Raw genomic sequence first — 11,742 nt, 5'->3', positions numbered from 1 at the left:
AAATGTAATTGAAAACCTATTTCACAGCAGATAATATGTGTCCATCAAGAAAACGGAACGTCGTTTTGTAAATTATCCTGGTCGTTAAGGCCGATTAATTCTGGAGGTTAATGTGGAAGTCAGACAAAGCATCCACAGTGCGCATGCGAAAACGCTGGATACCCAGGGGCTGCGTAATGAGTTTTTAGTCGAGAAAGTGTTTGTCGCGGATGAGTACACCATGGTGTACAGCCACATTGACCGCATCATTGTCGGCGGCATCATGCCGGTGGCCAAAACGGTTTCTGTCGGTGGCGAAGTGGGCAAACAGCTTGGCGTCAGCTTCTTCCTGGAGCGTCGCGAGCTGGGTGTGATTAATATCGGCGGCCCGGGCACCATCACCGTTGACGGTCAGTGCTATGAAATCGGCGCACGCGATGCCCTGTATGTGGGTAAAGGCGCGCAGGAAGTGGTCTTTGCCAGCGTCGATAGCAGCAAGCCAGCGAAGTTCTACTATAACTGCGCCCCGGCACACACCACCTATCCGACCAAAAAAGTGACCCCTGCGGATGTTTCTCCGGTCACGCTGGGTGACAACCTCACCAGCAACCGCCGCACCATCAACAAATACTTCGTTCCTGATGTGCTGGAAACCTGCCAGCTCAGCATGGGTCTGACCGAGCTGGATCCGGGCAACCTGTGGAACACCATGCCGTGCCATACCCATGAGCGCCGCATGGAAGTGTACTTCTACTTCAATATGGAAGAAGACGCCTGTGTATTCCATATGATGGGTCAGCCGCAGGAGACGCGCCATATCGTTATGCATAACGAGCAGGCGGTCATCTCCCCAAGCTGGTCAATTCACTCAGGCGTAGGTACGCGTGCCTATACCTTCATCTGGGGCATGGTTGGCGAAAACCAGGTCTTCGATGATATGGACCACGTGGCCGTCAAGGATCTGCGCTAGTCGCGGACAGTTAAGCATAAACTTGCCTGTTCGTTCAGGCGCTGAAAGACTAAGGAACAAAAATGATTCTGGATGCATTTTCTCTGCAGGGTAAAGTTGCGGTCGTTACGGGTTGTGATACCGGTCTGGGCCAGGGTATGGCAGTGGGTCTGGCCGAAGCGGGCTGTGACATCGTCGGTATCAACATCGTTGAGCCGCAGGAGACCATCGAGCGCGTGACCGCGCTGGGCCGTCGTTTCCTGAGCCTGACCGCTGACCTGCGTAAAATCGACGCGATCCCTGAACTGCTGGAGCGCGCGGTGGCTGAATTCGGTCATATCGACATTCTGGTCAACAACGCTGGCCTGATCCGTCGTGACGACGCGATCAACTTCAGCGAGAAAGACTGGGACGACGTGATGAACCTGAACATCAAAAGCGTGTTCTTCATGGCGCAGGCTGCTGCGAAGCACTTCATCGCGCAGGGCAACGGCGGCAAGATCATCAACATCGCGTCCATGCTCTCCTACCAGGGCGGCATCCGCGTTCCGTCTTACACCGCATCTAAAAGCGGCGTAATGGGCGTAACCCGTCTGATGGCGAACGAGTGGGCGCAGCACAACATTAACGTGAATGCGATCGCACCGGGCTACATGGCGACCAATAACACCCAGCAGCTGCGTGCTGACGAAGAGCGCAGTGCGGCAATCCTTGAGCGTATCCCTGCGGGTCGTTGGGGTCTGCCAAGTGACCTGATGGGGCCGGTGGTATTCCTGGCCTCCAGCGCGTCTGACTACATCAACGGCTACACCGTAGCGGTTGACGGTGGCTGGCTGGCGCGTTAATTCTCGCCCCTGCCGAAAGACCTCTGCCCACGGGCGGAGGTTTTTTTTGCCCGCAATTATTCATTGTCCATATGATGGAAAGAGAAAAATCCATAGGTGTTTTAGTAAAATGACCTTCATCACAAATATATTGTTTATAAATTAGGTGATTAACAAATAGTGGTGAAAATTCATCCTGAGTTGAAATTGTAATGTCCATCACAGAACGACACCTGCCAGCCAATAAATCCATATCTTCACGTTTTACGCCCTGACACTTTCTCTGGCTTTCTCGTAATTTCGTTTAACGTCTTACGCTGTTCAGGCAGGAAAATATGACATCTATCAGCAACGCTACTTTTATGCCCCGCGCCCTTCGCGATACCCGAAGGATGAACCAGTTTGTTTCCATTTCCGCTGCGGTGGCCGGTTTACTGTTTGGGCTGGACATCGGCGTCATTGCCGGTGCGCTGCCTTTTATTACCGATCACTTTACGTTAAGCAACCGCCTGCAGGAGTGGGTGGTGAGCAGTATGATGCTGGGCGCGGCATTGGGGGCCTTGTTCAATGGCTGGCTCTCATTCCGTCTGGGCCGAAAATACAGCCTGATGGTGGGCGCCATTCTGTTTGTGGCCGGCTCGTTGGGCTCTGCGTTTGCCACCGGGGTTGAGGCGTTACTGCTTTCGCGCGTGCTGCTCGGCGTGGCCGTGGGGATTGCCTCCTACACCGCACCGCTTTATCTCTCGGAGATGGCGAGCGAGAACGTGCGCGGCAAAATGATCAGCATGTACCAGCTGATGGTGACGTTGGGAATCGTGCTGGCCTTTCTTTCGGATACGTATTTCAGCTACAGCGGCAACTGGCGCGCGATGCTGGGCGTGCTGGCGCTGCCGGCGGTATTGCTGATTGTGCTGGTCATCTTTTTACCCAACAGCCCACGCTGGCTGGCGCAAAAAGGGCGTCACGTCGAGGCGGAAGAAGTGCTGCGGATGCTGCGCGATACCTCTGAGAAAGCGCGTGAAGAGCTGAACGAGATCCGCGAAAGCCTCAAGCTGAAGCAGGGCGGCTGGGCGTTGTTCAAAATCAACCGCAACGTGCGCCGGGCGGTATTTCTCGGCATGCTGTTGCAGGCGATGCAGCAGTTTACCGGTATGAACATCATCATGTATTACGCGCCACGCATCTTCAAAATGGCCGGTTTCACCACCACCGAACAGCAGATGGTCGCTACGCTGGTGGTCGGGCTGACCTTTATGTTCGCCACCTTTATTGCGGTGTTTACCGTCGATAAAGCGGGCCGTAAGCCCGCGCTCAAAATTGGGTTTAGCGTGATGGCGCTGGGGACGCTGATCCTCGGGTATTGCCTGATGCAGTTTGCTAACGGTACCGCCTCCAGCAGCCTATCCTGGCTGTCCGTGGGGATGACGATGATGTGCATTGCGGGTTACGCCATGAGTGCCGCCCCGGTGGTGTGGATCCTGTGCTCTGAAATTCAGCCATTAAAATGCCGTGACTTCGGGATCACCTGTTCCACCACCACCAACTGGGTGTCGAACATGATCATCGGAGCCACATTCCTGACCTTGCTGGATTCTATCGGCGCAGCGGGAACCTTCTGGCTTTATACCGTGCTGAACGTGGTATTTATCGGGATCACCTTCTGGCTGGTTCCAGAAACCAAAGGCGTGACGCTGGAACACATCGAACGCAAGCTAATGAGCGGGGAGAAGTTACGCGATATCGGCCTGTAGCGGATTGCCAGGACGACCCTCTCCCCGTGGGCTGAGGGCCCCCCACAAAAAAATTGGTACGGTAGGCCCCCTCTCCATTCAGGGAGAGGGTTGGGGTGAGGGGGAGCATGCGCCTCGCCCCGGCCTACAGGAAACGCTTCGGCGATTTTCAGCCGGACCAGGGTATTGCTGTAAGTGATTTATTCTCTTGTCGTTATTCCGTTGCTTTAAGATTCAAAATTACTGGGGATTGGTCAACCCCGTGGGAGAGGGCATGGTGAGGGCATCAGACCGCAACGAGGTACAGCGCAGGCATCCCTTCTTCATCCGACGTATACAGCACCCACTTATTGTCCGGCGAGAACGACGGGTGCGGGTGCGTCACCTGACGATCGCCGTCGAGCACTTTCCAGCTGGTGTTATGCTGACACACCGCAGTTTGCGTACCCTTGTTGATGTCGAACACCCAGATAAACGGATCGTTCAGGCTGATATCACCGGTGTTGTGCGGAGCGCCATCGCCGACAATCAGCGAACCGTCGTGGTTACTCATCAGATGGGAGCAGGGCGGGATCGCCATCAGCTGGCGGTTTTCCAGCGTCTGCGGATCGGCGCTGAACAGGTAGCGCTGTGGATCGTTCTCTTTGTGCGCCACGTAATAAAGCGCAGACCCGTCCGGCACCCAGAATTCGTGGGTAAAACTTTCGCCCGCCGCGTGCTGGCGCACCTTACGCAGGTTGCTGCCGTCTTCGTTAATCAGCCACATCCGCGCATCAATCGCATCGCGGGGGCCTTCGTGGCAAAACGCCACCGTATTGTCGTCGAACGGACGGTAAATCGGGTGCCCGAGCCAGCGTTTTTCCTGCAGCATCACCCGACGTTCACCGGTTTGCAGATCGATATTGATTAAGCGGCATTCCGGGTTGGTGAAGTAAAAATCGCGGAACTTGCGCCAGTCGGTGAGCGGCTGCCAGTCGCTTTTTTTGATCTCAATGCCCACCAGCTTTGTGCAATCGCTGTTCGCCACCCAGGTGCCGTAGGCGACCCAGTCGCTGTCGACCTCATACACCACGTGCTCTTCCAGGGTGTCGAGACTGACGCGCCTGAGCTGATGACTCTCTTTTACGTACCAGAGCGATTGATCGTCAGCCGAGAGGAAGCCGCCAAAGGTATTGTCCCCGGCACCGTCGGTCAGCTGGGTGGCTTGTTGTTTGGCGATATCCAGCAGGTAGTAGTTCCAGTGGCCTTCAAACGCGCCGCCAAAAATCAGCTTGCCGCCATCACGGGTAAAACATTTCTGATAGAAGTAGTTGCGGTGACAAATAATGTGCGGGGGCGTCATCCGTATAACGTCGTGTCCGGTAATGCTGTCCTGACGCGTGCGAAATGACAGCGGGATGATTTTGCCTTTCATTTTTCAGTCCTTTTGTGACCCTTCAGATAAAAAAATACCCCGCCGCCGAAGCGCCAGGGTATTGATATAAGACCGTAATTAGCGCATTGCGCGTTTCAGGATACGTTCAGCCTGACGCTGGAAGTCGGCTGCGGCTTCTTCCACGGTTTTCTGGCCGTAGTCGATGTACTGCAGAGAGGTACCGAACTGGGCAACGATCTGCGGATCGTCAAAGTATGGCGATACGGAAAGTTTGGTTGGCAGAGACTGCGCCAGACGCAGGCCCGCAACCGCCGGATCGCTCTCTTTGATGGCGCCGCTTTCAGTCAGGTATTTCACCGCCACTTTGCTCAGCGGTACGCCACGCTCCAGACCCAGGGTCTCAACGCCTTCTTTGCTGTTCAGCAGGAAGTTAATCACTTTCGCTGCAGCTTCCGGGTTTTTAGTCGATTTACCAATGGAGAGCATCTGCGCAGGTTTAAAGAACAGACCCGCGTCGGTAGCGCCCGGCAGCATTGGATAGCTGCCCAGCTCCAGCTTAGCCGGCGGCTTGAGGTTGTCGGAGTATTTTTTGATGGTGGAGTTCCACATGTAGGTACCGCCCCATTCACCCTCGATCCACGGCTTCATCTCGTACATGTTGCTCTTACCGAACGACGCATAGTACTTGGTGTCCGGCATCACGTGGCTATCAACCAGTGATTTATAGGTCTGGAAGAACTCAACCCACTGCTCTTTGCTCCAGGCGAGTTTTTTCGCTTTCTCGTCGACCGCAGGCACGTTGTACTTCTGAATCATGTAAGAGTTCAGCAGCGCCAGCGTATCCTGGTGCTCCAGCACCACCGGGTAGTACTGTTTGCCCAGCTTGCCTTCGAAGGCTTTACCGGCGGCTTTCAGCTCATCCCAGGTTTTCGGGTATTCAACGCCCGCTTTTTTCCACGCTTCATCGTTGAAGTAGAACACGCGCGCGGTCACGGAGATTGGGATCCCGTTCAGCTTGCCGTCAACGGTGGTGGACTGCAGCTCTTTCGGATCGAACTGGCTCAGGTCGATCACGTCCTTCATTTTGTTCAGGTCGTAGAAGCCGTCGCCGGTTTTGGAGAAGATCGGCAGCCAGTTCCAGTTAGTCTGCATCACGTCCGGCTCGGTGCCACCCGCAATCTGGGTGGTCAGGCGAGATAAGTGACCATCCCAGCCGGTATATTCCGCTTTCACGGTGATATCCGGGTTCTGTTTGTGGAACTCTTCCAGCGCTTTCAGTGTGACCTGGTGACGGCCGTTGCCGCCCCACCAGGACATACGTAAATCAACATCTTGCGCCATCGATGGCAAAGCAGTAAGGCCCAGAGTGGCGGAGATTGCTGCGCTTAAAAGCACTTTTTTCATTTTTATAACTCCAGTTAGAGAGAGATGTTCTGTTCAGTTTTCGCGTCAAAGATATGACACTTATGCATGTCGAACGTAAAGTACACCTTACGGTGAAGGCCTTTGTTAATCATCGGCTTAGCTTCATCGGAAGGAATTCGGGCAGTCAGTTCGTACTCGCCAACTTTCAGGTAAACGAAGAATTCGTGTCCCATGTTTTCGGCGCGAACCATCTCGCCGCTGCAGCCGCCTTGTGCGAATGGCTCATCGGAGATCGACACAAAGTCCGGGCGAATGCCGTAGAACATGTCTTTATCGGCGTAGCTGGCGACTTTCTCTTTCAGCTCTGCGCTTAACGGCATGGTCTGGTTGCCAATGGTCAGAGACAGCTGACCGTCCTGCTGCACCAGTCTGGTGGCGCGGATGTTCATTTCTGGGGAGCCGATAAAGCCGGCAACGAACATGTTTTTTGGTCGGTGGTACAGGTTGTCCGGGGTATCCACCTGCATGATATGGCCGAGCTTCATCACGCAGATGCGATCGCCCATGGTCATCGCTTCGGTCTGGTCGTGCGTTACGTACACGGTCGTCGCCGGTTTGCCGGAGGCTTTCAGCTGCTTGTGCAGGTCAGAGATACGAATACGCATCGAGGCGCGCAGCTTCGCATCCAGGTTCGACAGGGGTTCATCGAACAGGAACACGTCTGGCTTTTTCACAATCGCACGGCCTACGGCCACACGCTGCGCCTGACCACCGGAGAGCTGGCGCGGCAGACGATCCAGCAGCTCATCCAGTTCAAGGATTTTGGCCGCTTCGTTAACCTGCGCTTCGATCTGCGCTTTTGGCAGCTTGCTCAGCTTCAGACCAAAGGCCAGGTTTTCACGTACTGTCATGTGCGGATACAGCGCATAGTTCTGGAACACCATCGCAATCCCGCGCTCTTTTGGCGCGAGGTTGTTGACGATTTTGTCGCCAATGCGGACTTCGCCGCCGCTGATGGTTTCCAGGCCGGCCAGCATACGCAGGGTAGTGGATTTGGCGCAGCCGGACGGACCGACAATCACCATGAATTCACCTTCAGCGATTTTCAGGTCGATAGCATGTACCGCTTTGAAGCCGTTGGAGTAAACCTTTTCCAGTTTGTTGAAGATAACTTCAGCCATGATATTTCCCTCTTAACCTTTAATTCCGCTGCTGGTTACGCCCTGTACGAAGTAGCGCTGTGCCAGGAAGAAGACAATGATAGATGGCAGAATGGAGATGCTCGCCATTGCCAGAATTTCGTTCCACGGGGCACCTTCGGTGACGTCGATGGACATTTTCAGAGCCAGTGCAATCGGGTATTTATCCACGCTGTAGACATAAATCAGCGGCCCGATAAAGTCGTTCATAGACCACATGAACTGGAACAGTGCGACAGAGATGATGGCCGGTTTCAGAATCGGCACCACCACGTACCACAGCACCTGGATAGAGTTACAGCCGTCGATCTGCGCCGCTTCTTCCATGTCACGCGGTACGCCGCGCAGGAACTGAATCAGCATGAAGACGAAGAACCCTTGGGTGGCAAACGCCAGCGGCAGGTACAGTGGCATGTAGCTGTTGAGCATGCCCATTTCACGGAACATCAGGTACTGTGGGATCAGCAGTACGGTACTTGGCAGCAACATGGTGGTAATCAGCGTCGCGAACCAGAATTTCTTCCATGGGATCTCGAAGCGGGCAAAACCGTACGCCACGATGGTGGAGGAGATAATGGTCAGGATCACTTTCGGGATCACATACTTGAAGGTGTTCAGCATGTAATGACCGAAGTTGTACTCGGTACCGGTTTTCCAGCCGTTGATAAAGCCGTCCCAGGTGGCATGTGCAGGCCACAGCCCCAGGGTAGTGAAGATCTCGTGGTTCGGTTTGAACGACGCCGAGAACATCCACACCAGCGGATAGAGCATCAGCAGACCCACAAACAGCAGGATCACATAGCGAATACCGGCGTTGATTTTTTCACGGCGCAGCGTGCGCGCCACTTCACGTTCTGCGATGCTTCTCGCCTCGGAGAGTTGTTGAATATCAGCCATTTTTGCCTCCCTTATCGGCGGAGTAGAACACCCAGTATTTCGAAGACTTGAAGGCGATAGCGGCAAAGACAGCGACTACCAGGAACAGGATCCAGGCCAGTGCGGCGCCGTAACCCATATCAAAGTACTTGAATGCGGTGTCGTAGATGTACAGCGAGAACAGGTAAGTGGAGTAAGTTGGTCCACCGCCGGTAATAACATAAGGTCCGGTAAATTCCTGGAACGCCTGCGTGGTCTGCATGATGAAGTTGAAGAAGATAACCGGCGTAATCAGCGGCACGGTCACTTTCATGAACATCTGCCATTTGGATGCACCGTCGATCATCGCGGCTTCGTACTGAGACTGCGGTACGTTTTGCAGCGCGGCCAGGAAGATCACCATCGCAGAACCAAACTGCCAGACGCGCAGCAGGGTGACGGACATCAGCGCCAGAGACGGTTCGCCAAGCCAGTTCACCGCGTCAAAACCAAACACGGCAAGGAAGCTGTTAAGCAGGCCATCAATCGCAAACAGGGCGCGCCACAGAACGGCAATGGCGACGGAGCTGCCGAGGATCGACGGAATGTAGTAAGCGGTACGGAAGAAGCCGATGCCGCGCAGTTTAAAGTTCAGAACAAACGCAATGCCCAGTGCAAATGCCAGTTTTAACGGGATGGTTAAAAAGACATATGCAAAGGTCACGCCCATGGATTTCCAGAAGAGGGTGTCTTCTGTAAACATGTAGCGATAGTTCTCAATGCCGTTAAATACCGGCGGGCTCATCAAGTCGTAATCAGTAAAACTGAGAAAGAAAGATGATACGAAGGGGAAGGCGGTAAAGAGTATCAGCCCTATTATGTAGGGTGATATCCACGCCAGCCCCAGCATCTTGTTTTCATTCATACATACCTACCTGGTAATTAATGGTTTAAAACGGAAATTTGCCCGGTGTCGCAATTTTTTAAAACTTATGAACCATCGTTTTCAAATTGTAAAACATCGTTTTAATTTATTTTATTCTGATTTCAATCGGCGTCATTCTATAAATAGTGGAAATGTGATCGAGGTCGAAACGGCGTTTCAATAAGGTGAGATGCGTGGCATTTTTAGCGGTGTGTGGGGAAAGGCACTGAAAAAAAACCGGTAAAAACAACGGCCAGAGCCCATGTATTCTGGGAGTTATGGCCAACAGTTACAAACGACTAATATTGGTAGCAAATTGGTAACATCAGAATAAGTAGCAACGAAATGATTAGTAACTTGAATTGTTGTTCAGCGGAATGATGAGTGGCTATGGTCAGAGGCCAAAAAGGCGATGCCTGCGCATCGCCTGATTTTTTATTTCAGGAAGTCTTCGCGAACCGGGGTAAAGGTATCCAGCAGCGTACCGGGCTTCAGGCACACGCAGCCGTGCATGATATGCGGCTGCTTGTACAGCGTATCGCCAGCGGTGACAACGTGCTTCTCTTCACCGATGGTGAATTCGAATTCGCCGGATAAAACATAGGTCAGCTGCTCGTGCGGGTGGTTATGCATCGGGCCTACTGCGCCTTGTTCAAAATTGACTTCTACCGCCATCATTTTGCCGTCATGCGCCAGAATTCGACGTGAAACGCCATTGCCGAGATCTTCCAGAGAGGTCTCTTTGTGGAAAATAAACATGCCTGTGTCCTTTTTATAGTGAAACGATGTTTCATTTAATTTATCCCAGACGCGGGTAAAAGGAAATGTGGAAACAGAGAACTGGAAACTCGATCACAAGTTTGCTTCACTGGGGAAAACCGCAACGGAGAAAGAGATGAAAACGATCGGCCTGCTGGGAGGAATGAGCTGGGAATCCACCATTCCTTATTATCGTCTGATTAACGAAGGGATAAAACAACGTCTGGGCGGGCTGCATTCGGCAAGCCTGATTCTACACAGCGTCGATTTTCACGAGATTGAAGCCTGCCAGTCCAGCGGTGACTGGGATAAAGCCGGGGAGATCCTCGCCAGTGCCGCGCTGGGGTTACAGGGGGCAGGGGCGGAGGGTATTTTGCTCTGTACCAACACCATGCACAAAGTGGCGGAACAGATTGAGTCGCGCTGTTCGCTGCCGTTCCTGCATATCGCGGATGCTACCGGCCGGGCCATTACCGCCACCGGCATGACTCGCGTAGCGCTGCTGGGTACCCGCTACACCATGGAGCAGGATTTCTACCGCGGGCGGTTGACGTCGCAGTTTGCCATTGAAACCCTGATACCAGACGAAGCCGACCGGGCGCGCATCAATCAGGTTATCTTCGACGAGCTGTGCCTCGGCACCTTCAGCGACGCCTCGCGCCGTTATTACCTCGAGGTGATCCAGCAGCTCGCGGATCAAGGAGCAGAAGGGGTGATCTTCGGCTGCACAGAAATTGGCCTGCTGGTCCCGGCGGTGGAAAGCCCGATCCCGGTGTTTGATACGGCCGCGATCCACGCCGCCGATGCGGTGGAGTTTATGCTCTCACGCTAACAGCTGTTCCAGCGGGCGGGTAAAGGCACCAAGACCCGCTTGCAGATGCTGGCTAAAGGTGTCGACCAGCGCCGAGGCCGGGCGGTGCAGGGGGCGGATCAGGCTGACCGTGAACGGCACCGAAATACTGAACCGGCGGGCAACGATCCCGCTGTCGGCATAATCCAGCGCCGTCAGCGGATTCACCACCGAAATCCCCACCCCGGCCCGCACCATCGCGCAGATGGACGCCGCGCTATGGGTCTCCACCACCATCCGTCGTTTAATCTGATGCTCGGCAAACAGCGAGTCCAGCAGCTGCCGGTAGCTGTCGGTGCGCGACAGGCTGATGTAGTTCTCGCCGTGAAAATCCGCCGGGGTCAGCACCGCTTTTTCCGCAAGCTTATGCCCGGCGGGTAAAACACAGACTTCATCCAGCGACAGCAGCTCGTGACGTGTGGTACCCGCCGGGGTCGCGAGGGTTTCGGTCAGGCCTAAATCATGGCGCTGGGCCGAGAGCCACTCCTCCAGCAGGGGCGACTCCTGGGGCACAATCGTCAGGTTCACGTCCGGATAGCGGGCCAGAAACGGCTGCAACAGGGCGGGTAAAAACGACTGGGAAAAGACCGGCAGGCAGACGACGGACAGCTCGCCCTGGCGAAACTCGCGCAGGCTGTCGGCGGCGCTGACGATGCGGTCCAGCCCGTACCAGGATCGCTGTACCTCTTCGAACAGCCGCAGCCCCTGAACCGTGGGATGCAGGCGTCCGCGCGTGCGCTCAAACAGGGTCAACCCGATAACCTTTTCAAAGCGCGCCAGCTCGCGGCTTACCGTTGGCTGCGAAGTGTGCAGCAGGCGTGCGGCTTCGGTCAGATTACCGGCGGTCATCACGGCGTGGAAAATCTCAATGTGGCGTAAGTTTACAGCGGGCATAGTCGCAACCTGTCTGAGCGTAATCCATATCATTTTTG

11 protein-coding genes are annotated in these 11,742 nt (G+C 54.4%); 4 read left to right on the top strand and 7 right to left on the bottom strand.

Translation table 11 applies throughout. From position 1 onward, the window contains the following. Window positions 1-112: 112 nt before the first annotated feature. The 3 genes from kduI (at window position 113) to araE (ending at window position 3,503) form a co-directional block, all read left to right on the top strand. Complete coding sequence (gene kduI / locus ACRDD5_RS06810; protein WP_271281636.1) at window positions 113-949, top strand: 5-dehydro-4-deoxy-D-glucuronate isomerase; 837 nt, start codon at window positions 113-115, stop codon at window positions 947-949. Between the two features lie 62 nt (window positions 950-1,011). Beyond that, entirely contained in the window at window positions 1,012-1,773 is a 762-nt protein-coding gene (kduD, locus tag ACRDD5_RS06805) for a 2-dehydro-3-deoxy-D-gluconate 5-dehydrogenase KduD (RefSeq protein WP_271281637.1), read from the top strand. A gap of 296 nt (window positions 1,774-2,069) precedes the next feature. Next, window positions 2,070-3,503, top strand: a complete 1,434-nt coding sequence (gene araE, locus ACRDD5_RS06800) for an arabinose-proton symporter AraE (RefSeq protein ID WP_438676321.1) — start codon at window positions 2,070-2,072, stop codon at window positions 3,501-3,503. 265 nt (window positions 3,504-3,768) lie between these two features. Here araE and ACRDD5_RS06795 read toward each other — a convergent pair whose 3' ends face one another. The 6 genes from ACRDD5_RS06795 to ACRDD5_RS06770 all read right to left on the bottom strand — a co-directional run bounded on the left by ACRDD5_RS06795 (window position 3,769) and on the right by ACRDD5_RS06770 (window position 9,960). Next, a complete protein-coding gene (locus tag ACRDD5_RS06795; protein WP_438676284.1) occupies window positions 3,769-4,896 on the bottom strand; it encodes an oligogalacturonate lyase family protein in 1,128 nt (375 codons plus the stop codon). A 78-nt stretch (window positions 4,897-4,974) separates the two neighbouring features. Continuing rightward, window positions 4,975-6,261: an ABC transporter substrate-binding protein gene (locus ACRDD5_RS06790; RefSeq protein WP_271281639.1), complete on the bottom strand. Its 1,287-nt coding sequence runs from the start codon at window positions 6,259-6,261 to the stop codon at window positions 4,975-4,977. Window positions 6,262-6,275: 14 nt separating this feature from the next. Beyond that, on the bottom strand, window positions 6,276-7,403 hold the full coding sequence (locus tag ACRDD5_RS06785; protein WP_271281640.1) for an ABC transporter ATP-binding protein: 1,128 nt from the start codon (window positions 7,401-7,403) through the stop codon (window positions 6,276-6,278). Between the two features lie 12 nt (window positions 7,404-7,415). Beyond that, window positions 7,416-8,318: a carbohydrate ABC transporter permease gene (locus tag ACRDD5_RS06780; RefSeq protein WP_438676283.1), complete on the bottom strand. Its 903-nt coding sequence runs from the start codon at window positions 8,316-8,318 to the stop codon at window positions 7,416-7,418. Then, window positions 8,311-9,201: a carbohydrate ABC transporter permease gene (locus ACRDD5_RS06775; RefSeq protein ID WP_271281642.1), complete on the bottom strand. Its 891-nt coding sequence runs from the start codon at window positions 9,199-9,201 to the stop codon at window positions 8,311-8,313. Before ACRDD5_RS06775 ends, ACRDD5_RS06780 begins: the two co-directional genes overlap by 8 nt. Window positions 9,202-9,636: 435 nt before the next feature. Continuing rightward, the gene (locus tag ACRDD5_RS06770) at window positions 9,637-9,960 is read right to left on the bottom strand and encodes a cupin domain-containing protein (RefSeq protein WP_271267144.1); all 324 of its coding nucleotides are present in this window, start codon (window positions 9,958-9,960) and stop codon (window positions 9,637-9,639) included. Between the two features lie 136 nt (window positions 9,961-10,096). Between ACRDD5_RS06770 and ACRDD5_RS06765 the strand changes: the two genes are divergently transcribed. Then, the gene (locus tag ACRDD5_RS06765) at window positions 10,097-10,792 is read left to right on the top strand and encodes an aspartate/glutamate racemase (RefSeq protein ID WP_438676320.1); all 696 of its coding nucleotides are present in this window, start codon (window positions 10,097-10,099) and stop codon (window positions 10,790-10,792) included. On the opposite strand, the gene ACRDD5_RS06760 is transcribed toward ACRDD5_RS06765, so the two are convergent. Further along, window positions 10,784-11,704 carry a LysR family transcriptional regulator gene (locus tag ACRDD5_RS06760; protein WP_438676282.1) on the bottom strand — a complete coding sequence of 307 codons (921 nt, stop codon included), beginning with the start codon at window positions 11,702-11,704 and terminating at the stop codon, window positions 10,784-10,786. The two genes, ACRDD5_RS06765 and ACRDD5_RS06760, sit on opposite strands and share 9 nt — an antisense overlap. Between the last annotated feature and the right edge of the window lie 38 nt (window positions 11,705-11,742).

The sequence above is a fragment of the Silvania sp. genome (assembly GCF_051656365.1).
Lineage (GTDB): Bacteria > Pseudomonadota > Gammaproteobacteria > Enterobacterales > Enterobacteriaceae > Enterobacter > Enterobacter hatchlandensis.
Note: the sequence above shows the minus strand (reverse complement) of the source record. Positions and strands in the feature narration are given on the sequence as shown.